This is a genomic window from Pseudoalteromonas sp. L21 (genome assembly GCF_021728035.1).
In the GTDB taxonomy this organism is placed as follows: Bacteria; Pseudomonadota; Gammaproteobacteria; order Enterobacterales; family Alteromonadaceae; genus Pseudoalteromonas; species Pseudoalteromonas arabiensis.
This window is the reverse complement of record NZ_JAKKCV010000001.1, coordinates 920,089-942,811: the sequence shown is the minus strand read 5'-3', so window position 1 is coordinate 942,811 and position 22,723 is coordinate 920,089. Positions and strand designations below refer to the sequence as shown.

Here is a 22,723-nt window from a genome sequence, read left to right as displayed (position 1 = left end):
GCAGAACAAGCTAAGCAAGGAACCAACCTATGTTTTTATTTGCGCATTGGCTTCGCGCGACGTGTGGTCTTGCACTCTTTACCAGTTCAACTTTGTTTGCAGCGGATATTTCATTTGTTGTTCGTGACCAGCTAGGTAATCCGTTATCTGACGCTGTTATTGAGCAGGTTGCAATAAAAAATAATGAATCTACGCCTCTTCCAGTCGCGGTAATGGATCAAGTTAATAAACAATTTTCTCCTACGGTACTGATTGTTCAACAAGGGCAGTTAGTGGACTTTCCTAATAGTGATGATATTCGCCATCATGTTTACTCTTTTTCGCCTGCTAAAGTCTTTGATATAAAACTGTATGCGGGGCAACCCGAAAAGCCTGAAAAATTTGATACCTCAGGTGTTGTGGTACTTGGTTGTAATATCCATGATTCAATGGTGGGCTATATCTATGTCGCTAAAAATCATCGGGCTACAAAAACAAATCATCAGGGAATGGCAACACTTAACGACGTTATATATCCACTAAGTTTAACTATTTGGCACCCAAACCAAGTAAGTGATATTACTTTTAAGCAGTCACTGATTGTAAATCAACCTCCTAAAAAGTTTTATGAAGTTATTGTTGAGACTGTAGAACCTGCACCACGAAATACATTTGGCGAGATGTTTAAGGTAAATAATGGTTAATAGTTTAAGAGGGCGAATTATTGCGCTATGCGTGGGTTTAGTTCTACTTACCACACTGGTGAGTTTATTAAGTTCTTGGTGGTCAACAAATCGTTTTAATAATCAAAAGTTAGTTGAAGATATCAATGTTGCTGAGAATGTGTTCAAGCAGTATCTTAGCGCCAAAGAAAGCTTATTGTTAACGGCTGCGAAAGTGCTGACTGCTGATTTTGGTTTTAAACAAGCTATTGCCACGCAAGATGCCGACACAATCAGTAGCGTTTTAAATAATCACAGTCGACGTATTAACGCAGATTTAATGATGTTAATTGATTTGTCGGGTCAACTTGTATCGGCAAATACTGACTTAGATCATACCTCTGATGAGTTTACCCCTTTGATGCGTGAACTACTGAAGCATGCTGAGCAATCAAATTTTATTATAATTGATAAAACTTTATATCAGGTGATCCTACTGCCAGTGCGAGCGCCTCGTACAGTGGCATACAGCCTCGTTGGTTTCAAAATTACAGATTTAGTCGCTAAAGAGTTGAAAAACCTGACCACTATGGATGTGAGCTTTATTGGTCAAGAGGATGATGTTGTCGAAACATCGCTCACTGATGAGCTTTATGGAAGCTCAGTACTTGATCACTTCAATAATAAAATGACACATCGTATTTTTGGTGAGAAGCCAGTTTATCGTAATCGTATAATTCAGCTACCTTCATTGTCAGGACATCAGGTTACGGTATTACTTAGTGCAGATTTAACGCTAAGTTACCGAGAATTTGAGCAGCTCTTTTTTACTATCATTATTTTAGCGGTTATTACGGTGTTTATTGGGGTTTTGACCAGTGGCTTTTTAGCTAAAAATTTAACGACGCCTTTATTACAGCTGACATTACTGGCGCAACAATTTGCCCGTGGTAATTATCAGGCAGACTTTGTTGGTAAAAAGCAAAGTAGTGAGATTACAACACTTATCGACGCTTTCAATAACATGGGTAATGATATTAAAGAGCGTGAGCAGCAAATCAGCTTTCAAGCGAGCCATGACTCTTTAACTGGCTTTTTAACCCGCAGTGCCATGCTCGAAAAAATGGAATCTCTGTTAGGACTTGGCATTGATTACACCTTAGTGGCAATTGATATCAGAGGCCTTCGACATATTAACGATAAACTGGGCCCACGGATTGGTGATGAATGCTTAAAAGCGGTGGCAGAGCGAATTTGTGAGTACTCAGAGCAAATTGGCGGAGTGAATGCTCGAATTGGTGGCGATGAGTTTTTAACTTTATTCCCCAGTCAAAAAGCAGGACAACTAAAAAGCAGTGTGATGGAGTTAATGGCACAATTACAAGTGGGCTATTTAATTCGAGGGTTAAATATAAGCTTACGTTTTAGTACTGGTGTCGTCCATTGTATGTCACAAGGCGTGAACCCTGATGATTTAATGCGCCGTGTATTAATTGCCGTTGATACAGCCTCATCTGAACAAAAAAATGTGCACTACTATCAAGAAGGTGAGGACGAAGAGCATCTAGAACGATTGGCTATTATAGATGAACTAAAGCAAGCGTTATTTGATGATGACGGGCAGCTTTTTATGACCTATCAACCCAAGCTAAATATTAAAACGCAATGTATTGATAAAGTTGAGTCACTGATTCGCTGGCAACGTAAAGATGGTCAATGGGTTTCCCCAGAGTTATTTATCGATTTAGCAGAGCAATCCGGTGTGATTGTTGAGTTAACGTCTTGGGTGGTAAAAACGGTAGTATCACAAGTTGCGCAGTGGCAGCAAATGGGCATTTCGATGCAGGCGGCTATTAATGTGTCGGCGCAGGATATTGCTTATCCGAGCTTCTACTCTCATTTGGCTAAACAACTCAAAACACACCAGTTAAGTGGTCATTTAATCACTATCGAGCTTACAGAGCGCGACATGATCGAAAATGAAGAGCAAGGAATAAAAGCGCTTGAGAATTTAAAAGGCTTAGGCGTTAAGATTTCTTTGGATGACTATGGTGTGGGGCAGACATCGCTTGGACGTCTGAAGTCGCTGCCTATTGACGAGTTAAAGCTAGATAAGTGTTTTATTTTAAAGCTAGATCAATCTAAGCAAGACCAATACATAGTTCAATCGACCGTAAGCCTGGGCCATCAACTTGGCTTTTCGGTTGTAGCAGAAGGGGTTGAGAATAAAGCATCTCTTGATTTGCTCACACAAATACAGTGTGACTACGCACAAGGGTATTATTTAAGTCGACCTCTCAAGTCCGAACAATTTATTCAATGGTTAGCACAATACAATGAAACATTGTAAATGGCTTATAGGTTTATACTGTTTAGTTAATGTAGCTTCAAGCCTTGCAGCAACGGGCAAGTTGCTGGCAACACCTGGGGTTTCGCAAGTTGAAGGAAGTGCTGGGGGCGGGTTAGTACCGTGGGCGCAATTAGCGGGTTATGCAAGCGCTGATGAAGTGGCAATCAACGGTTTTTGTAGTCGTGCAGATGTAACTGACTACCGCTTAGATGTGTGTGGCGTGCAGTTTAACTTATTCGACCGTGTAGAACTTAGCTATGCGCAGCAGCAGTTTGATGTGCCTGCACTGGACACTCAAATTGAACAATCAATTAGTGCGGCTAAAATAAGGCTTTATGGTGATATTGTTTACAGTGAATGGCCACAAGTAAGCTTAGGCATGCAGCATAAGGAACTACAAAACGGTGCGCTTGCTTCACTTTTAGGCGCTAAGGATACAAAAGGCACGGATGTGTATATTGCAGCAAGTAAACTCCATTTAGGGGCACTTGCTGGATATAATTGGTTTTGGAACACTACTGTGCGTTACAGCGAGGCTAACCAGTTAGGCTTACTAGGATATGGCGGGGAAAACAGTGCTGAAAAATTGTTATTTGAAGCATCCAGTGCTGTGTTTTTAACGCATCAGGTGGCAGTGGGTATCGAGTACCGTGAAAAAAGCAATAACCTTGGTCTTTCGGAGCAAGATTGGAAAGATATATTTATTGCTTGGTTTCCTAATAAACATATTAGTGTCACTGCTGCATGGCTTGATTTAGGGCGTATTGCGGGGGCAGATGATCAAACAGGTTGGTATTTGTCAGTGACAGGATATTGGTAATGAAATATGGTCTTTATGTTTTTGCACTTGTGGTATTGCTGAGTGGGTGTAGAGCAACAAACCAGCTTAGCCTCTATCAACAACTAGATGGACAGCAAGGTATAGAAAAGCTGGTTGATAGTTTTATTAACCAAATCGGGCACGATAGCAGGATTCTTGAGTATTTTAAGCAAGCAAATGTAGCGCACTTTCGCCAAGGTTTCATTTTGCACCTATGCTCAGTCACTGATGGGCCTTGCAGCTATACAGGCGATTCGATGATTGATATTCATACCGGTATGAATATATCTGAAAAAGACTTTAACCGCGTGGTTGAGCTTTTAATAAACGCAATGGACGAGCAGCAAATACCTCAACGGCTGCAAAACACGCTTTTAGAGCGCTTAGCGCCCATGCGTTCAGAAGTGATCAATATTTAAATTAGCTGGTTAACCGCCTCACAAATTTGGCTAGGCTTGATGTCTCTTATTAGTTCACTGTCTATTAATTGCTGGCCGTTGGCAACCAAGGCAATGTAATTCTTTTGCTTCGGAGCGACGGTACTCCAAGGCGATGTGCCTAACCCGACTAATGCTACAAACGGGATGTTTGCGGCGGCTGCGATATGCATAGGGCCAGAATCAATGGTGATAAATAAATCTAAAGACGCAACTAAGTCGAGCATTTCTAACATAGAAGTTTGACCGGCTAGGTTTGTGATTGACACGTTACTCTTATTAAGTTTGGCGATTAACTGCTCAGCTTCATCCTTCTCAGAAGGGTCGCCAACAATGTAAAAGTCGCAGTCAGGGTGCTCTTCACTGAGTTTTTCTAAGGTTTGAATGGCGAGATCTTCAGGGTAATGACGGCATCGTTTATTTTTACCACCAAAGTAAATCCCCAGCTTTTTCTTTTTATCACCTTTTAAAAAACTACTTTTTTTAGCTTGTACTTCGGTATTGGGGATTTCAGAGAAAGGAGACCCATGTGTCTCGTTTATTAAACGGCAATAGCGGTAAATATAATGGTGATTTTTATTAAGCTTTAATGCGTGAGTTAGTAGTGGCGAACGTCCATTTTGTGCATAGCCAATACGATATTTAATCTTAGCTACAAAACAAAGGAGCGCTTCTGAAAGAGAGTTTCTGAGTATGATTGCTAAGTCAATATCGGCTTTTTTTAATATACTCGCTTGGCTTAAAAGTGAGCAAGGCTGATGCGTATTAAAGCGATTATCAGCAATAACCTCAATCGAGTGATCTCGAGATAGCATTTCAACAAGATGTGGGCGCGCTAACACATAGATTTTTTTGTTCGGGTAAAGTGTTTTAAGCATTTTGATTGCTGGGGTGCAATTAATTGTATCGCCAATGAACTTGGGAAGTACAACCAGTATATTTCCTTGGATTTTTTTACTATCAATTGTTTGGTTTTTGGGCATTTGAATGAGGCCGAGACGTTTTTATTTGCTATGTTCTTGAGAGATTAATCTTTAACTACTTCTTGCTAATGCTTATCTTTTTAACGTCAGATTAGTGAGTTAGCAAGGGCTTTTTTATTCTCAATAAGTTTACTTTTATCTTATTTTTCCAAAGATGATAGAGAGTATGAATGACAATACCCAGCTCATTTTTTGAAAGAATAAGGCTCAATTTTGCTGGGGTTAGACCGTTATTTTCTAATCGAGTTCTTGCCCAGTTATGTATTTATTTGTAGTTTATCATCATAATAAGAAAGTGCGTATGAATATGACATTAAATACAACGTATTATCTAGACTTATTTGAGCTTAAAGTTGAGTTAGTTATTCCAGTTGGAAGGTCAAAATGAAAAATATAATTACGCCAGAGTGGCTCAATAAAAATTATAATAACGCAAATATCATTATTTTTGATGCGGGAATGGTGCGCCCTGGTATGCTTGGTGAGTATGTGCCTCAAGCAATGCTGCCTAATGCACAGCGTTTTGATTTTAAAAAGACGCTAGCAGATAGCACTAACCCTGTACCAAGTATGATGTGCAGTAGCGAGCAGTTTACAGAGCATATGCAGCTTGCCGGTGTAAACCAAGACTCACTGGTAGTCATTTATGAAGACCAAGGCTTATTCAGCTCTGCACGTGCGTGGTGGATGTTCAAAGCAATGGGCTTTGACAACGTTAAAGTTTTAAGCGGCGGTTTGGCTAAGTGGCAGGCACTTGGTTTTGCAACACAAGCAAGCTATTCCGCTGCGACTGGTCAAGGTAACTTTGTTGCTAGCCCCCGTGCTGATTACTTTATCAGTGCAGAGCAAGTGCTTAACTCACTGGATGAACAAAGCACACTAACATTGGATGCTCGCCCTTATGAGCGATTTACCGGCGAACACGCAGAGCCGCGCGAAGGCATGCGCAGTGGTCATATTCCAAATAGTCGCAGTTTGTCACTTGCAAGTGTACTGGATAACGGCGAGCTAAAACCGCTGGGTGAATTACAGGCATTATTTGAGCAACATATTGCAGCGCATCACACCCAGTTACAATTTAGCTGTGGCTCAGGTGTAACAGCTTGTGCAATTGCATTGTGCGCCGATGAATGCGGTTACACCAATTTACGTGTCTACGATGGCTCATGGAGTGAGTGGGGCGCTCGTCACGACTTACCTATTGAAACAGGTCCGCATCAATAAATTTAGCGTAATTTTGCCAGCTGCCGATACTGCTTTTATTCAAAGGCTGGCGAATTTGCTTTTTACTCGCCGTGGCTGAGGCTGCATTGTTTTTATAAAAGGATAAGCAGCTTTCTTGCCAGCTTAAATCACAAAAAGCATAGAGCTTTTGAGTCTGTTGGGTAGGCTCTGCCACGAGTTGTTCATAGCTTTGTAAAAAAACGTTTTCAGGATACTTGTTGGCAAAATGACTGACTAATGCAGAGTAATCTTGATGGTATGAGGCAATATCTTCAATTGCAAAGCTGTAGTGATGAAACACACTTTGCGGGTTATACAGCTGCCTAAAGTTGGCAATGCTGCAATCTCGCCAGTCCCGCTGCATACAAACTATTTTAGCATTAGGAAAAGCCGCTAATATAAAATCAATATAGTAAAAGTTAAATGGCTGTTTATCACAACTTCTAAGGCCATCACTTAGTTGCTCGGCTCTTTGTTGATAGTTGGTAAGTGCTGCCTTTATTGCCTTAGATGTATATGCTTTATCGAGCATTTCGCTATCAATCACATGAACTGATTGTGTGGCGTGTTGTATGAGTTGCGCAATATCGTTTAGCTCACCGATGCCTTTTAGCTGCTCACTTTGATTAAGGATTTTCTCAATTAAGGTTGTGCCAGAGCGGGGCATACCAACCACAAAAACGGGCGAGAACGCAGAGTCACTACTTTCAATTGCTTGCTGTTTGCTCTTGGTAATAAGTTTTTGACAAAAGTGGCGATGCTGTGTGGTTTGATAATTAACTTTACTGGCTATGGCTTGCTTACTTAGTGCAAAGTATTTAAATGCATTTTTGTAGTCATCAAGGTGCTCATAATTAAGCGCAAGACTATGAAAATACACTTGTTGTTCTATAATGGTTTTTTCTTTATTCGCCAAGGCTTGTAGTTTTTGGATATGTAGCTTGGCATCTACATCAGTATTGAGTTCAGCCTGTGAATAGTGGGCTTGATAAAAGTAAGGTTGCTTTGTAGTTAGTTGCTGTAGCACGTTTTTTGCTTCATCGAACAGTCCGTGAATTTTATAACACACCGCCAAATTATAGCTAACTTGTAGGTTATCTTTGTTGCGTTGGTAGGCTGCTTTTTGCAAGCTAAGGGCGTCGTCATAATACCCTAATCGGGTCGCAATATTGGCTAAGGTATCAAAGTCAGCGGCACTCAAGTCAGTTGTTTGCAAAGCGTCTTGATAATGCACAGCTGCATTACTTACTTTGCCTAACAGTACGTATAACTTGGCAAGGGCTAAATGGTATATCGCAAAAGAGGCTAAGCTGAGCGCTTTTTCAAGCAGTTTAATCGCTTTGTTGATATCGCCCGCAGCAGCGTTGACTTCGCTAAGTAAAAAGTAACAAACGTGGTCTTCAGGGTTTTGCTTTAGGCGCTGCACAAGTAGAAAATGTGCATCGTTTAGTTGCTTGTTGGCTAACAACTGTTGGATATGAGCGCGAAGCGCTTGTTGGGTATCATTTAGCATAAGCGCATAGTATACCAATTCACAATAATACTTAATTATTTTAAGGCTTATACCAATCCCAATAAAAGCCCTGCCTAAAGATGGCAAGGCTTTTATGGGTATGTTTAATCACAGCTCAAAGTTGTAGCTAAACTTCATACCAATAGTACGCGGTGTTGTGGTGTAGTGACCATAAACACGCTGTAGTTCAGGTAGTTCTTTGTTAAGTTCAGCATATTGCGACATACCAACCCAAGACTTATCACGACGTACAGAAGTAAACGCATATTTATCGAATAAGTTATCTACGTATAGGGTTGCAGACCACATATCGCCCGTAATTTTGGCTGATAAATTGCTTAGTGCGTAACCTGGTAATACTTCGCCGTCTGCTTTTAGGCCGACTTTGGTGATCACATCGCTTTGCGCTGTAATACCGTAGTTTACGCTTAATAGTTTATCGCCTAGGATATCTTGCTCGTAACGAAGACCAAACGAGAATTGATGCTCAGGCGCACCTGGTAAACGGTCGCCTTTAGTACCATCATAGTAGCTTTGGTATTGCGCTAAGTCGTCGGCTAATACGCCAAATAAGTAGGGGGCATCTTCGGTTAATTCAGCCTTTGCATAAGCGTATGTCGCATAGGCAGCCCAGTTATCACCAATCATAGCGCGGCTTGAAAGCTCAATACCTTTTGAATTAGCAGAACCCGCATTCGAAGTAATTAACTCCTGACCATTTACCGTACTGCTACCAACTTGCGCATCTTTCCAATCAACGTTAAAGAGCGCTGCATTGAAGTGTAGGCGGTTACGTAACCATGATGACTTAAAGCCTAGCTCGTAGTTGACTGTGGTATCTGGTTTGTAATCTTCTTCGTTTGGCAGGGCACAAACAATTTGTTGTTCAGGTAATACATCAGGGCAAGGAGCAATACCGTTACCACCACCAATGCGGAAACCTTCACTCACGGTAAAGTAAGCAAGTACACCATTATCGAATGTATAGTTAGCATTAAACTTAAATAAGTTACCGTTATCGCTAGCGCTCACATTTTCCATAACAAGGTTATCTAGTGAATCAAAATCACCAGAATAGAGCGGTGTTGCAGAACCTGATGTTGTAGAAACATCGTATTCGTAAAAACGTGCACCTAAGGTCACATCAAATTGCTCTGTGATGCTGTAGCCAATTTCACCAAAAAGTGCTTTTTCAGTGGTTTCGCTGTCTGAAATTAGAATGTACTCAAGATCTTGTTCAACGTTAGGAATGCCGCCACCCCAGTACTCAGTTAAACCAGGTGTGTATTCACGATCATCTGAGTGGCTTTCTAATTTGTTGTAAAAGCCGCCCACAATCCAGTTAAGAGCGCTACTACTATTTGATACTAAACGAAGTTCTTGCGTAAAGGTATCGCGCTCTGAGGTATCGTGCGTGTAGCCAACAAATGAAGGGAAGTCGGCATACCCTGACCAAATATCGTAAAGTAGATCGGTTTGATCGCGCTGACCAGATTGCTCATAGCTAGACCAACCAGATGCAGAGACCAGCTCAGCAAAACCAAGATCTGCTTTTACTTCTAAGCTTAATAAATCATTTTCTTCTTCACCAGGCTCAAGTACACGGGCTACGTTTTCGTATTTACCTGGCACACCTTGCAGCGCACTGCTATTAGCAAGTGAGCCGTATTGCGATGTCGAGTTGCCTCCATTTTCTTGTTTTTGATAGAAGTAGTTAAGCGTTGCATCAACATCTTCGGTTGCAAGCCAACGAAGTGATAAACGTGCTGTGGTGATTTGCTCATCGTTAACATCACTGACGCTTTTTAAGTTGGCATTTACATCGCTGCTGTCAGAAAAATCAGGGTCCGGGTTTGATACACCCGGCTTTTGAACTACATGGGTGTAATCGATGTAACCTGGGTTATCGTAATAATTTAAGCTAGTACGTAATGCGAGTTTATCGTTGATTAGTGGCGTGTTGAATACCACGCCAAACTCACCACCGGTACCGTCACTTTCGTTGATGCTAAATACATCGCCTGTTACTTTGCCCTCAGTAATATCAAGCTCAGGTTGCTTTAGTAAGTAACGAATCGCACCGCCTAAAGTGCCTGCACCGTATAGCGTGCCTTGTGGGCCGATGAGTACTTCCATGCGATCAACATCAGTTAAACGTAAATCAATACTAAGTGGAATTTCACCAACATAAGTTGCGACTGTGCCGCTATCAGAAATACGATCAGAGGTATTGGTGTTCAAACCACGAACGATAATCGGAGAACCCTCACGGCCACCTTGATCAGAAATCGTTAGGCCTGGCACCCAGCGTGCAACATCTTCTAAATCACTAATATTTTGGTCGCTAATGACATCGCCATTTAGGGCCGTAATATTGAGTGGTGCATCTTGCACAGAACCTGCTCGTCGTGTTGCGGTAATTTGAATTGTTTCAATTGATTTATCGACTTCGATAGCATCTTCTGCTGCAAATGCCATATTGCTATTGATTAAAACCGCAGAAATTGCACTTGCAAGTAGAGCAGGCCTAAAGGTATTCATGTTTGATTCCGATGTAGTTACAGTAAATTTATGCTTAAAAAATAGGCGTAGCTAGTAATTCAAGCTTAAAAGAGATTGATTTAGTGAATTTATATCCAATTATAGTGTATTTTTATTCTTATAGTCATGCGTTATTTGCAATAAAATGCAAAATAATTGAATAAATACTCTATCTGGATGTTAACTATCGGAAAAAGGGCAATGGGTGCAGCCGTTTTTACAGCAATGGCCGCGCTTTAAAAAGAACCAGCGACTAAATACCATGTAGTTGTTTTGCATCGTGTAATCGAGATTTTCAATTAACTTACCTTGATCATAGAAAGGTTTGGCAAAAGCGAGCTGTTGCTTTAGAGGCTGTTGGTATAGTTTGAATAAAAATAAATTTATTTTCTTAATCGTACAATCACGGCACAAACAGGATGTAGTTGCTTCATCAAGTGGTAAAATGGCGGGTAACTCATTACACCAACACGCATTTATATTGTCGACTTGGCAGTTAAGTGTTGCTTTGCATTGTGAGCAAGTAAGGGTTGTCATTCTGTAAAAAGATGCTTTGAGATTGAAAAGGTAAGCATAGCAAATGGATAAATTAGACGCATTAGATGAGTTTGCTCGATTTGGTGAAAACCGATTTGAGGCAATCGCCATTATTACCAGCAGCCCTGACAATCAAGGTGATGTGTATATTGTTACGCAAGACGTTTTTTGTCAGGTTTTACAGCGTGTTATTGACGGTGAAATAGATATCGATGAATTAGAACTTTGGGCAAATGTATTAGAGTCTCGTCAAGACATCGACGAAAGTGCGGTTGAAGGCGCAATCTTTGCCTTAAGTAATAACGAACAAATGGGTGAGTTGAGTAAAAGTACGCTAAAGAAGTTATTAGAACTGATCTTAGGCTGAAAGAGTCTTATATCTTTCAGCCTAAGGTATGTACTTGTTGCTACTTATGATAGTTCAAGCAGGTTTCAACTTCGTTTTTCGAGCCTAAGATCACCGCAACACGTTGGTGGATAGCGTCAGGTTGAATATCCATGATGCGCTCTGTGCCCGTTGAGGCAATACCGCCAGCTTGCTCGATTAACATTGCCATAGGGTTTGCTTCGTATAGTAAACGTAATTTGTTAGGCTTATTTGGATCTTTCGTATCGGTCGGGTAAGTGAAAATACCACCACGACATAAAACACGGTGCACATCACCCACCATTGCAGCAATCCAGCGCATGTTGAAGTTACGACCACGAGGACCTGTGTCACCAGCAATTAAGTCATTGATGTAATTTTGCATCGCCGGTTGCCAATGGCGCTGGTTAGAGGCATTAATAGCAAATTCGCTGGTGTCTTCAGGTACTTTTGCAAAATCTTCTGTTAATAAGAAGGTACCGTGCGTTTTATCTAAGGTGAAAAAGCGTGTGCCTTTGCCAGTTGTTAATGCCAGCACGGTAGATGGGCCATATAATACATAACCCGCTGCAACTTGGTTTTTACCCGGTTGCATAAAGATACTTGGATCAGCAGGATCCGCGCCATCAGGCGCTGCCATAATTGAGAAAATTGTACCAACCAGTGAGTTAATATCGGTATTTGAAGAGCCATCAAGCGGGTCAAAGGCAACGATATATTTAGCATCAGGATTACCTGCAACGGTAAAGTCTTCTTCCTCAGAAGCAATGGCTTTTACGTAGCCCGATTCGAGTAAAATGTCTTTTAGAAGCTGATTGGTAAGTACATCTAATTTCTTTTGTGTTTCACCCTGAATATTTTCATCAAGAGTTGAACCTAACACACCTGATAAGGCACCTTGACCAACACGGAATGAAATTTCTTTACATGCCGCAAGCACTGTTCTGATCAATGAGATCAGTTCACGAGGGCAGCCATCTTCTAATAATACCGGTGGGAGTCTACGCATTCTATTTTCCTGATAACGTTGTAGCCAGACATTTTTAAGTGTGAGAGAGAATGTCTTAGCAAGCGCTGAATTTCGTCTTAAATAGCTGTTTTTTGTTGGCGATACTTTATACTGCCAAATACCTGTACAGTATTTAAAACGCGAATAACAAAGATAAGATTATGCAAAAAATACCATTACTACGATACCTGCTCTTAGCTGTGCTGCTTACTATAATAACTCAAGCACACGCAGCAATTAAGCCTATAAATGATTTTACTGAAAAAATGAGTCATTTTTCGGGCTATTATTCTTTCTATTATGATTCTGAAAGCGGCAAAGTGTACGTTGCAGTTGATAAACTCAAGCAACCTTTTTTACTTCAGCAAAGCTTACCTTATGGGGTCGGCTCAAATGATATAGGGCTTGATCGAGGACAACTTGGCAATACCTATTTAGTACAATTTGAACGTTTTGGTGATAAGGTGATGTTACGAGCATTGAATACTTATTATCGGGCGAATACGGCCAACTTGGCTGAGCAGCAAAGTATCAAAGAAGCGTTTGCTTCGAGTATTCTTGCGGGCTTTAGTGTTGTTGCAGAGTCAGACTCAGCGGTACTTGTAGACTATACTCCTTATTTATTGAGTGATGTGCACGGTGTAAGTCGTCGTTTAGCTGCAACTTCGCAGGGGAGCTTTAATTTAGATGGTAATCGAAGCGCAGTCTATTTAGCTCGTTCAAATGCATTTGTGAAAAATACAGAGTTAGAGGCAATACTCACTTTTCAAGGTAGTAACCCTGGTGAGTTTGTTCGTCAAGTGAGCGCTGATCCTCACGTACTTACAGTACATATGCATCATTCTTTTATTGAACTGCCTGATGATAACTACACACCACGTCAATTCCATCCTCAATCCGGTTACTGGAGTATTGAGCATAAAGATTATGCCGCGCCACTTGGTGAGTCTATGTATGTACGTTACATTCCACGTCATCGTTTAGCAAAAAAAGATCCGAGCTTGCCAATTAGCGAACCCGTTGAACCGATTGTTTACTATTTAGATCCAGGCGTGCCTGAGCCAGTTAAAACAGCCTTGTTAGAGGGCGCTAAATGGTGGAATGATGCATTCAATGCTGCTGGTTATAAGAACGCATTTATCGTTAAAGTGTTACCTGATGATGCTGACCCTATGGATATACGCTACAACGTGATCCAATGGGTACACCGTGCAACACGTGGCTGGTCGTATGGCAGCTCAGTGATAGACCCGAGGACGGGCGAAATTATTAAAGGCCATGTAACACTGGGTTCATTACGTGTACGTCAAGATATCCTTATCGCTGAGGCATTAGCTGCCCCTTATTTTGAAGGTAATGAAGTTGCTACTCGTTTACAAGCAATGGCTCTTGATCGTATTCGTCAACTAAGCGCTCATGAAATAGGCCACACGTTAGGGATTGCACATAACTTTTCAGCGTCGGTCGCTGATAGAGCATCGGTAATGGACTATCCTCACCCGCTACTTAGTTTCAATGAGCAAGGCAAACTGGATGTGAGCCGAGGCTATGCCTCTGGTATGGGAGTGTGGGACACACAAGTGATAAAATACGGTTATAGCGATTTTACAAACCAAGATGAACCACAACAACTGGCCGCAATTTTAGCTGAAAATAAAAGTAAAGGGCTGGAATTCATTTCGGACAGTGATGCACGTGCTAAAGGGGGCGCTCATCCAACGGGGCATTTGTGGGATAACGGTCGTTCACCAAGTGATGAGTTAATGCGTGTACTTGATGTTCGCAAACAAGCGCTGACGAGCTTTGGTATTGAAAATATCAAAACGGGGACTGCGTTATCGCAACTAGAAGAAATGCTGGTGCCACTTTATTTATTCCATCGCTATCAAGTTGAAGCTGCGGTTAAATTAATTGCCGGTGTTAATTACGAATATGAAGTACGTGATGGCTCAGAGCCAAATGGGGCGCAAGTTGTGGCTAAGCAAACCCAGCAGGCGGCTGTTGATGCACTCCTTGCTACACTAAAAGCTGAGAATCTAGTTTTACCTGAGTCAGTGTTAGCGCTTATTCCACCAAAAGCGTATGGGGAATCTAAATCACGCGAGAGCATCGTCGGTCGTACAGGATTAACCCTTGATGCTATGGCACTGCCTGAAGTCGCGGCTGCACATAGTTTAAGCCTATTATTTAATAACCAGCGTGTTAATCGTCTCGCGCAGCAACAAGCGCGTAGCGATGCATTTTATAGTTTAGATTCATTATTAGCTCAAACTTATCAGCAAATTTTCGAGCAAAAAGTTGCCCAGGGGATGGCGGGTAAGATTAACCAACGAGTGCAGCTTTTAACGGCTAAGCAATTTGCTGATTTAGTAACGAGTGATAAAGTCGCCCCCGAGGTACAAGCACAGTTTCGTTATTATCTTGCCAAGCTTGCAAAGAGTTACCAGCAAGAATCAATGCTAGGAAGTGCATCAGTAGGTGATAGCGCCTTCAAACAATATTTAAGCGAACAAATCAGCCACTTTTTAACAAGCGGTGAGTGGCCTGCAAACTTTAAAGTATTGCCAATGCCACCGGGTTCACCAATTTAACCCACCTTTATTTTAAGACGCCTAGCATAGCTAGGCGTTTTACTTGCATAAAACTGGATTTTTGCTAATCTACCGACCTCTCTTTTTGTCTTCTTGGGGTGTATATGGCGTTTTTTTCTCGCTCGCTGCTTGCGGCAGCTATTACATTCTCGAGTTTTTCAAGTTATGCCTCATTAGCTAAAAAACAATGCGAAGTTGAGCTTAGTCACGGCTTGATCATTACAGATGATGTTATTCGTATTGTTGATAAAGGCCAAACCCGTGTACAAATAAACAACAATACTCAGTTATTTATTCGTGGCTATTGGGTTGACCTTAATCCAGAAGAAAGCAAAGTCGTGGAGCAGTTTAGTTTAGGTATTCGTGACACTGTGCCTGAATTAGTTGAACTGGCCACTGACGGTGTAAATTTAGGTTTGAGTGCTATTGAGCAGGTCGTTGAGGGCATGTCCGACAAAGAACCTGAAGTACTTAAAACGCAATTACAGTATGTTGAACGTGCTTTGATGGATAAGTTTAAGCGTGGCGATGACTTTTTCTTTATCGCCCCGCAATCATTGTCGAAAATCGATGACTTTTTTACCAAAGAGATCAGCCAAAAAATTCACTCAGCTGTACATGGCTCATTAGGGGCTATTTTAGTTTCATTAGGTGATGCGTTTAAATCACGTGAGGGAAATATCGAAGATCGTATTAACGACATGGGTCAGCGTATGGATATTATCTCTAAGGAAATAGATAAGTCACTGCAAAAGAAAGCGGAGCAGCTTGAAATGAAAGCCTCTGAATACTGTGAGTGTTTAAACTCACTAGATGTCACTGAATCTCGATTACAAAAAATAGTGCCAGGAATGGCCGATTTCGATTTGGTACAGATTAAGTCTTAAAAGCCCAGTAAACTTACTGGGCTTTTTATGTCTGGCTTTTGATACGTGAATAGTTAGCTAAATTTAGCTGTTTCTGTCTCTAAATCAGCGGTAAGGCCTTTGATTGAATCGGTTGCCGTATGTGCCTGACTGGATACGTTAGCCGTCTGTGAGGCAGTATCTGAAATGGTGACCACACGTTTTGCTGTATCTTCACCTGCGTCTAATTGCTCTTTAGCTGCTATAGCAATTTGATGGCTCATTTGTGCGATTGCACTTAATGAACTCGCAACTCGGTTTAGTTCTTCATTGGCTTTGGTTGATTTAGCCACAGTTTGTTCACTGGTCGAAATACTCAGTGCAACAGATGACTTAGCATCTTGTGTTGCTGATTGTAATTTACCAATCATGTTGCGGATTTCTTCGGTACTGGTTTGTGTTCGTTGTGCAAGGCCACGGACTTCATCAGCAACAACCGCAAACCCTCTACCTTGTTCGCCAGCACGAGCTGCCTCAATGGCTGCATTAAGGGCTAATAGATTTGTTTGCTCTGCAATTCCTTGAATAACACTTAGCACATTAGCGATATTATTTACTTCATCATCAAGAACTTGAATGTTATTACCAGCGCTGTCAATTTGTTGCTCTAAAAGTGCGATTGTTTGTGCTGCTTCGTTGGTTAAGTGGCTTGCGCTTTGCCCTTGGTTCTCAGCTTCTTGTACTGAGTAAGCTGCTTGTTCGGCATGCTCAACAACTGTTTGCGCTGAGGCGGTTAGCTCAGTAATGGCTGAGGCAACCATTTGTGTTTCTTCATTTAAACTACGGGTGAGTTTATCAAGCTCAATAGAGCGAGACTCGTTATCAACACTTTGATTTTTGAGGCTATCAGTTACATCTTTGATACCATCAACAACGCCGCGTAAGCCTTGTTGCATGTAATGCATGGCCGCAATAATACTTTCACTTGGCGCATCTTGGCGGATAGTTGAGTGGAGGTTGCCACGTGATACGTTTTTAACGATATCAATAACTTCATTGATTTCACCTCCCAATGCATTGGTCAGTGATGAGCCAAAGCGTGCAATTGCAAACGTGAGGGCAATGGCAATGAGCATAGATAAACCCAATAGCCACTTTGCTGTGCTCCAGTATCGTTCATCGACTTCTTTTGCACTAATTCCTGTGCCAACATACCAGCCAAACAGCGGTGTTTTTTGTACAACAGACGTTAAGTCTACTGTTTCACCATCACGGACAGAGTCCCAGTGGTAAGTGATAATTTTATTTGTTGTGTTACCCACGAGTTGTTCGACCATGCGACCAATGCTGTTACCACTGGCATCTTTAAAGTCATTAAAGCTAGTACCATGCAATTCTGGGTCATGTGGCGTGGCAACAAAATCTAAATTATTGTCGACGACATAAACATACTCTGAATCGTGATATTTATTTTCTCTTAAAACCTGAGTTGCCAACTCTTTAGCCTGAGTTTCATCAAGCTGGCCATTTTTTACCATCAATTCGAATTGCTCAACGATATTAGTTGTGCTTTTCATCAATTGGTTAATACGCGCAATGTTATCGCTCTCACTTGCATGACGTAACGACTGTAAACCCAACAAGGCTATTGCGCAAAGCGCAATAAAAATGGCGGTAGCAAATAAGCTAATTTTTGTTTTTAAAGCTAGTCCTGATAACACAGTTAGCCTCCTTTTATTATATCCCCTCTACTTTTCTACCATGTTTATCGGCAACTTGTTAGCTTTTATTAAGTAAAAATGACAGCGTTATCATGATATTTGTTCAAGTACCTATTTAGAGTGAAAGCTCAGCAGCGGTCAAGGGGCGGTATTCACCACTAGCTAGATTTTCATCAAGATGAATATTGGCAATTTTTTCACGGTGTAGTTCAACAACTTTGTTATCAACTGCGGCCAGCATTCGTTTAACTTGATGATATTTACCTTCACAAATGGATAGGCGTAAGCTGTAGCTTGCAAGTTTTTCAACAATGGCTGGGCGAGTTAGCTCTTTTTCGTTGTGTAATTGCACCCCTTGCTCTAACGCTACTATTGCTTCTTCATTAATCGGTTCTTGCGTTTCAACTAAATAAGTTTTGAACTTGTTGTGCTTTGGTGAAGTTATTTTGTGCGACCAGTCACCATCATTGGTGATGATAACTAAGCCGGTGGTGTCTATATCTAAGCGACCAGCAACATGAAAGTCACTCATGTTTGGCTCATCGAGTAAGTCGAATACTGTCGGGTGAAGGTCATCTTTATTGGCACACACATAGCCTGCAGGCTTATGGAGCATGAAGTAGCGCTTGCCTAAAAAGACCAACGGCTCGCCTTGCCAGCGGATATCATCTTGTTCAGTGACTGAAAAGTCAAAAGAGGTGATCACCTCACCGTTTACGGTGGCGTATTTACGTTTTATACCAGCTCTGGTTTTACTGCGAGGTAATTCAGCAATATGACTGATAAATTTATCTAAACGGCATGGGAATTTCATTGGGATCACATTTTTAGTCGGCTACAATGGCCGCGAGTATAGCGGATACTGGTGACCTATGACAGTACAGCAAGGACAAATATTAAGGTATTACCAAGCGCAAATAGCCAAAGGCGAGCTGCATGAAGACCATGCTCAACGCACAGCGATTAATGCGCTTGATAATCTAGCCACAGAATTGGCTGCGCCAAGACATTGGTGGCAAAGCGCTAAGCCAATAAAAGGGGTTTATTTATACGGCCCAGTAGGGCGTGGCAAATCCATGTTGATGGATGTGTTTTTTAAGCTGGTTAACATTGATGCGAAGCAGCGTTTGCACTTTCACCATTTTATGAAGCAAGTGCATGAGCGTTTGATTCAGCTGCAAGGGCAGAAAAATCCGCTGACACTTATTGCTAAGGAGTGGGCACAGAACATTCGTTTGATTTGCTTTGATGAGTTCTTTGTTTCTGATATTGGCGATGCCATGATCTTAGGTGGCTTATTCAAAGCCTTGTTTGAGCACCAAGTGGTGTTAGTGGCGACGTCTAACTGTCAACCTGAGCAGTTGTATCGCAACGGTTTACAACGAGCACGATTTTTACCCACTATCGATTTGTTAAATGATCATTGTCATATTTTAAGTGTTGAAGGCAATACCGATCATCGCTTTCGCTTTGGTAAACAAACCGAACATTACTTTATTGATAACAAAAGTGCCCTAATAGGGCGCTTTTTAAAGCAAGAGCAAGCAGTACAAAAGCAAACAACGATAGAGGTTTGCTATCGTCAGCTTAGCTGTGAGCTGCAAGCTCAAGATGCCATTATGTTTGACTTTATGGCGTTATGTTCAGGTGCTAGAAGCACAGCAGATTACATTTATTTAGCAGAGCGCTTTCAGCGCATTTATTTGCTCAATGTGCCTGTAATGGGACGCGGAGCAACGGGTAAACAAATTGTGCATGGTATTGAAGACAGTTATCAACGTGAAAAACAGGATTTACAAGAGCACTTTTTAGATGATGAAGCCCGGCGCTTTATTGCTTTGGTTGATGAGTTTTATGACCGAGGTCGATTACTGGTGATCTCGGCTGAGGCGGGCATTAGTGATATATATCAAGGACAGAAACTGGCATTTGAGTATGCGCGTACAGAGTCTCGATTAGTCGAGATGCAAAGCTGGAAAAGATAAAAGGCGCATTAAAAAGTGCGCCTTTGTTGTCAGTCTAGCTGGGGTTTATATGAAAATGTTAAAAACTATATTGTGCGCCTACATACACATAACGACCTTTACCCCCACCATACTCAGAGTAATAATTACCACGCCCTGAAGGATAAAAATCACCTTTATTATCAAACACGTTATTTACACCACCGAATACACGTAGTTGGCTTTGTTTACCAAGTGACAAAGTGTAAGACGCTGAAAGGCTGTGCTTTAAGAACGAGCCATAATCTTGGTAGGCAAGTTTTTCTGGGTTACTAATACAGGTATCTTCACCAGCCTCACAGCGGGCATCATTTTCGGCTACATACTCATTGTAATCTTCTTCAAGACTCTGGCTTGCTTTAAACGAGCCTAAGAAATTTGTACGCCAGCGAATACGTAGATCATCATTACGCCAAGTAATCGACATTGACGCTTTATCTTTAGTGCGACCATAGCCTGCGTAATGACTGGTCACTAAGCTACCATCGAGGCCTTCATAGGTCTGTGAGTTTTCAATCACATGATTATAATCAAGCTTTAACGAGAGTTGACCATAACTGTCAAAATCAAACTTGTACTGTGCAACCACATCATAGCCTCTAGCTGTGAGCTCATCGAGGTTATATTGACGTTGTAAAACCTTAATAATATTGCCCTCATTATTACGGGTAATATCATTACAGAAGGTGTTTTCAGCTCCCCACGCAACTTCAGAGTCGTAACATTCACGCATGATGTTTTCATTACTGATTTGCGAAATTGCATCGACAATTGCAATATCATAGTAGTCAACCGCAAGGTTGAAATTGTCTAAAAACGCAGGTGCCACTGTGATGCCAAACGTATACGTATCGGCAGTTTCTTCTTTCAAGTTTTCATTACCAGCACCCGGTGAATAACTGTTATTTTCATCGTTAAATTCGAAATCAGGATCGGCAGCAAGTTGCGCAGCTAAAGTGGGCTCTTTACGACAGTTATCGTGACCAGGTTTAGTCGATGTTGCAGTTAAACCATCACAAATATCATCATAGCTGTCGTAATCGCCACGCGGTGGTGACATAAGTTCAGTGATGGTTGGCGCGCGTTGCGCACGTGCATAATTCGCTCTAAAAGCATAGCCTTCGATAGGCTCCCAAAAAATACCGAGTTTGTAGCTGGCAACTGTATTGACGTTTTCCATGCTGTAATTAGCCAAACGAAGTGACGTTTCAGCACTTAAGTTTTTTGCCAGTGGTGCATCTTTTAACAGTGGGATTGCAAGTTCTGCAAAGGCCTCATAGACCTCAACTTCACCGTAGAAGTTTGGTACATAGTTAAAGGTGATCCCACCGGATTTCATATCATCACTGGTTTTCAGATCTTGGCTATCTTTACGGTATTCACCACCAAATACAGCCGACACTGAGCCTGCTGGTAGTTCAAATAAGTCACCAGCAATGTAACCGACTACGCCATATTGTTTTATTTCGGTATCAATAACCGGATTAGTACGTATCCATGCCGCCATGTCATCAGTGATTGACCCTTCGCCAAACAAGTTGATAGGCACGCAGCCTGCTGCGCGAGCTGCTTCATCAATACATTGGATTGTGCCATCAGCAAGCTCCTCAGCTTGTAAAGCTTGGCTTAGTTTTACTGTGTTTAACTCATTGCTACGAACTTGATGTTGAGTGAAGCGACCGTAGCTGGCTGATACATCCCAATCCCATTCACCGTTAAAGAGTGTCCCCTGTAAACCTGCCCAGCTACGAATCGTTTTACGTGTGTTATCAGTACTGATATTACCCACTTCACTAAAACGACGATCCCAATAAATACGATCTTTATATGGGTTGGCATCTAAGATTTCTTGCGGCACATAAGGATTATCAATTGGAATATAACCTGGTGCAACATCCGAAAGTGGATCGCCAGTGACGGGATCATAGCGAGGTACAAAAGCACCTTCGTACTCATCCTCTGGAGACTTATTGTTAAATGATCCACTGTCACTGTATTGTACCTGTGCGTACAGCATGACATCATCTGTTAAGTCAAAGTCGACTTTCAGTGCCGTTGAGAAGTTATCACTTGGCACATCCAACATCACGTATTGGTTAGAGTTGATGCCGTAAATTTCTTCGTTGCCTTTCCAGTCATCACGAAGAGTTTGACCATCGTACCAAAACTGGGTGTCGTTATTACCGTTTTCTAAGAACACACCGCCAGGAATACCGTCGCTCTTACTTACCCAGTCAGCTTGAGTGATGTCACGCATACATTGGTCGCCATTGGCTGTTTGCATCACATTACACATGCGATCAGGGTCATAATCGTAGCTATCTTCAATCTGGGCACGTTTACGGTCGTAAAACGTCATGCCAAAATCACGGTCCCAGTTAGCGCTGAAATACGCATAGCCGCGATCATCAGCAAATGAGGTGCCATAATTTAAATCAAGGGTAAACTCTTTGCCGCCACCATCAGTGGTTTCACCTGTATTGGCTTTAAAGTCGAAGCCTTCTTTTTTCGATTGAGTAATTATATTTACAACACCTGCGACCGCATCTGCCCCATAGGTTGCTGATGCACCGCCACTAATTATTTCAACGCGTTCAACCATGCCGCTAGGAATGGTATTTAAACTAACGTAATTACCACTGTAGCTGTTTGAAACAACGCGACGACCATCAATCAGTGTCAGTGTACGGTTAGCACCTAAGTCACGTAATTGAACAGTGGATAAACCAGTTGCAGAAACACTTGATTGGCTGGTGGTATTACCAATGCTTTCACTAAGCGCAGGCATGTTATCGACTAAAATATCAGATAAATTCGTTAACCCAGTATCCAAGATAGCGTCACGATCCATAGTAACCAGTGGCGTGGGTATCGAAAAGCTGTCTCGTTTTATACGTGAGCCCGTAACGATAATTTTTTCGGGTGTTTCGTTTTGTTCTTTGATTGCAGGGCTGGTATTAGCTGTGCGTGCAATGTCTGCTTCATTAGCAAGTGCATGTTGGCTAAAACCACTGGCAACAGCAAGCGCTATTGCACACGGCTTAGTTAGTAGATTTCTCACAGGCGTTCCTAGTTGTACTTATTTTATTTTTAGTTGTGTGAAACCAGAGCGCTGCTCTTTTAAGGGCAGTTAAAATTTAC

17 protein-coding genes are annotated in these 22,723 nt (G+C 41.7%); 9 read left to right on the top strand and 8 right to left on the bottom strand.

Going from position 1 to position 22,723, the window contains the following annotated elements; genetic code table 11:
- Positions 1 to 29: 29 nt before the first annotated feature.
- The 4 genes from L3V41_RS04270 to L3V41_RS04255 are packed head-to-tail and all read left to right on the top strand — an operon-like array spanning position 30 to position 4,230.
- A complete protein-coding gene (locus L3V41_RS04270) occupies positions 30 to 683 on the top strand; it encodes a methylamine utilization protein (protein ID WP_062568651.1) in 654 nt (217 codons plus the stop codon).
- Positions 676 to 2,991 carry an EAL domain-containing protein gene (locus L3V41_RS04265; RefSeq protein WP_237127210.1) on the top strand — a complete coding sequence of 772 codons (2,316 nt, stop codon included), beginning with the start codon at positions 676 to 678 and terminating at the stop codon, positions 2,989 to 2,991. The genes L3V41_RS04270 and L3V41_RS04265 overlap by 8 nt, the downstream gene beginning before the upstream one ends.
- Positions 2,978 to 3,811, top strand: a complete 834-nt coding sequence (locus L3V41_RS04260; RefSeq protein ID WP_193987800.1) for a DUF3034 family protein — start codon at positions 2,978 to 2,980, stop codon at positions 3,809 to 3,811. Before L3V41_RS04265 ends, L3V41_RS04260 begins: the two co-directional genes overlap by 14 nt.
- Entirely contained in the window at positions 3,811 to 4,230 is a 420-nt protein-coding gene (locus L3V41_RS04255) for a group 1 truncated hemoglobin (protein ID WP_062568654.1), read from the top strand. The genes L3V41_RS04260 and L3V41_RS04255 overlap by 1 nt, the downstream gene beginning before the upstream one ends.
- On the opposite strand, the gene L3V41_RS04250 is transcribed toward L3V41_RS04255, so the two are convergent.
- On the bottom strand, positions 4,227 to 5,231 hold the full coding sequence (locus L3V41_RS04250; RefSeq protein WP_193987799.1) for a glycosyltransferase family 9 protein: 1,005 nt from the start codon (positions 5,229 to 5,231) through the stop codon (positions 4,227 to 4,229). The genes L3V41_RS04255 and L3V41_RS04250 overlap by 4 nt on opposite strands.
- Before the next feature lie 384 nt (positions 5,232 to 5,615).
- Between L3V41_RS04250 and L3V41_RS04245 the strand changes: the two genes are divergently transcribed.
- Positions 5,616 to 6,455 carry a sulfurtransferase gene (locus L3V41_RS04245; protein WP_237127209.1) on the top strand — a complete coding sequence of 280 codons (840 nt, stop codon included), beginning with the start codon at positions 5,616 to 5,618 and terminating at the stop codon, positions 6,453 to 6,455.
- Here the strand turns inward: L3V41_RS04245 and L3V41_RS04240 are convergent.
- From L3V41_RS04240 to L3V41_RS04230, 3 genes are all read right to left on the bottom strand, one after another.
- On the bottom strand, positions 6,430 to 7,968 hold the full coding sequence (locus L3V41_RS04240; RefSeq protein ID WP_237127208.1) for a sulfotransferase: 1,539 nt from the start codon (positions 7,966 to 7,968) through the stop codon (positions 6,430 to 6,432). The two genes, L3V41_RS04245 and L3V41_RS04240, sit on opposite strands and share 26 nt — an antisense overlap.
- A gap of 108 nt (positions 7,969 to 8,076) precedes the next feature.
- Entirely contained in the window at positions 8,077 to 10,509 is a 2,433-nt protein-coding gene (locus L3V41_RS04235) for a TonB-dependent receptor (RefSeq protein ID WP_237127207.1), read from the bottom strand.
- A 180-nt stretch (positions 10,510 to 10,689) separates the two neighbouring features.
- Positions 10,690 to 11,046: a DUF5522 domain-containing protein gene (locus L3V41_RS04230; protein WP_193987795.1), complete on the bottom strand. Its 357-nt coding sequence runs from the start codon at positions 11,044 to 11,046 to the stop codon at positions 10,690 to 10,692.
- Positions 11,047 to 11,089: 43 nt separating this feature from the next.
- Between L3V41_RS04230 and L3V41_RS04225 the strand changes: the two genes are divergently transcribed.
- Positions 11,090 to 11,413: a hypothetical protein gene (locus tag L3V41_RS04225; RefSeq protein WP_062568660.1), complete on the top strand. Its 324-nt coding sequence runs from the start codon at positions 11,090 to 11,092 to the stop codon at positions 11,411 to 11,413.
- 40 nt (positions 11,414 to 11,453) lie between these two features.
- Here the strand turns inward: L3V41_RS04225 and L3V41_RS04220 are convergent, their stop codons facing one another.
- Positions 11,454 to 12,422, bottom strand: coding sequence for a class 1 fructose-bisphosphatase (locus L3V41_RS04220; RefSeq protein WP_062568661.1), 969 nt, complete (start codon positions 12,420 to 12,422; stop codon positions 11,454 to 11,456).
- Positions 12,423 to 12,583: 161 nt separating this feature from the next.
- Here L3V41_RS04220 and L3V41_RS04215 point away from each other — a divergent pair, with 161 nt between their 5' ends.
- The gene (locus L3V41_RS04215; RefSeq protein WP_237127206.1) at positions 12,584 to 15,013 is read left to right on the top strand and encodes a zinc-dependent metalloprotease; all 2,430 of its coding nucleotides are present in this window, start codon (positions 12,584 to 12,586) and stop codon (positions 15,011 to 15,013) included.
- A gap of 104 nt (positions 15,014 to 15,117) precedes the next feature.
- Positions 15,118 to 15,900, top strand: a complete 783-nt coding sequence (locus L3V41_RS04210; RefSeq protein ID WP_062568663.1) for a YggN family protein — start codon at positions 15,118 to 15,120, stop codon at positions 15,898 to 15,900.
- 53 nt (positions 15,901 to 15,953) lie between these two features.
- On the opposite strand, the gene L3V41_RS04205 is transcribed toward L3V41_RS04210, so the two are convergent.
- Positions 15,954 to 17,579 carry a methyl-accepting chemotaxis protein gene (locus tag L3V41_RS04205; protein ID WP_062568664.1) on the bottom strand — a complete coding sequence of 542 codons (1,626 nt, stop codon included), beginning with the start codon at positions 17,577 to 17,579 and terminating at the stop codon, positions 15,954 to 15,956.
- A gap of 115 nt (positions 17,580 to 17,694) precedes the next feature.
- A complete protein-coding gene (gene rsuA / locus L3V41_RS04200) occupies positions 17,695 to 18,393 on the bottom strand; it encodes a 16S rRNA pseudouridine(516) synthase RsuA (protein ID WP_062568665.1) in 699 nt (232 codons plus the stop codon).
- Between the two features lie 58 nt (positions 18,394 to 18,451).
- On the opposite strand from rsuA, the gene zapE reads away from it, so the two are divergent.
- Complete coding sequence (zapE, locus tag L3V41_RS04195; protein WP_062568666.1) at positions 18,452 to 19,564, top strand: cell division protein ZapE; 1,113 nt, start codon at positions 18,452 to 18,454, stop codon at positions 19,562 to 19,564.
- A 58-nt stretch (positions 19,565 to 19,622) separates the two neighbouring features.
- Here the strand turns inward: zapE and L3V41_RS04190 are convergent, their stop codons facing one another.
- Entirely contained in the window at positions 19,623 to 22,643 is a 3,021-nt protein-coding gene (locus L3V41_RS04190) for a TonB-dependent receptor (RefSeq protein WP_062568667.1), read from the bottom strand.
- Positions 22,644 to 22,723: the final 80 nt, after the last annotated feature.

What these genes read in the sequence shown, in the direction of transcription:
- L3V41_RS04270 (WP_062568651.1), top strand. Translation starts at nt 30, where the DNA reads ATGTTTTTATTTGCGCATTGGCTTCGCGCGACGTGTGGTCTTGCACTC.
- L3V41_RS04265 (WP_237127210.1), top strand. Translation starts at nt 676, where the DNA reads ATGGTTAATAGTTTAAGAGGGCGAATTATTGCGCTATGCGTGGGTTTA.
- L3V41_RS04260 (WP_193987800.1), top strand. Translation starts at nt 2,978, where the DNA reads ATGAAACATTGTAAATGGCTTATAGGTTTATACTGTTTAGTTAATGTA.
- L3V41_RS04255 (WP_062568654.1), top strand. Translation starts at nt 3,811, where the DNA reads ATGAAATATGGTCTTTATGTTTTTGCACTTGTGGTATTGCTGAGTGGG.
- L3V41_RS04250 (WP_193987799.1), bottom strand. Translation starts at nt 5,231, where the DNA reads ATGCCCAAAAACCAAACAATTGATAGTAAAAAAATCCAAGGAAATATA.
- L3V41_RS04245 (WP_237127209.1), top strand. Translation starts at nt 5,616, where the DNA reads ATGAAAAATATAATTACGCCAGAGTGGCTCAATAAAAATTATAATAAC.
- L3V41_RS04240 (WP_237127208.1), bottom strand. Translation starts at nt 7,968, where the DNA reads ATGCTAAATGATACCCAACAAGCGCTTCGCGCTCATATCCAACAGTTG.
- L3V41_RS04235 (WP_237127207.1), bottom strand. Translation starts at nt 10,509, where the DNA reads ATGAATACCTTTAGGCCTGCTCTACTTGCAAGTGCAATTTCTGCGGTT.
- L3V41_RS04230 (WP_193987795.1), bottom strand. Translation starts at nt 11,046, where the DNA reads ATGACAACCCTTACTTGCTCACAATGCAAAGCAACACTTAACTGCCAA.
- L3V41_RS04225 (WP_062568660.1), top strand. Translation starts at nt 11,090, where the DNA reads ATGGATAAATTAGACGCATTAGATGAGTTTGCTCGATTTGGTGAAAAC.
- L3V41_RS04220 (WP_062568661.1), bottom strand. Translation starts at nt 12,422, where the DNA reads ATGCGTAGACTCCCACCGGTATTATTAGAAGATGGCTGCCCTCGTGAA.
- L3V41_RS04215 (WP_237127206.1), top strand. Translation starts at nt 12,584, where the DNA reads ATGCAAAAAATACCATTACTACGATACCTGCTCTTAGCTGTGCTGCTT.
- L3V41_RS04210 (WP_062568663.1), top strand. Translation starts at nt 15,118, where the DNA reads ATGGCGTTTTTTTCTCGCTCGCTGCTTGCGGCAGCTATTACATTCTCG.
- rsuA (WP_062568665.1), bottom strand. Translation starts at nt 18,393, where the DNA reads ATGAAATTCCCATGCCGTTTAGATAAATTTATCAGTCATATTGCTGAA.
- zapE (WP_062568666.1), top strand. Translation starts at nt 18,452, where the DNA reads ATGACAGTACAGCAAGGACAAATATTAAGGTATTACCAAGCGCAAATA.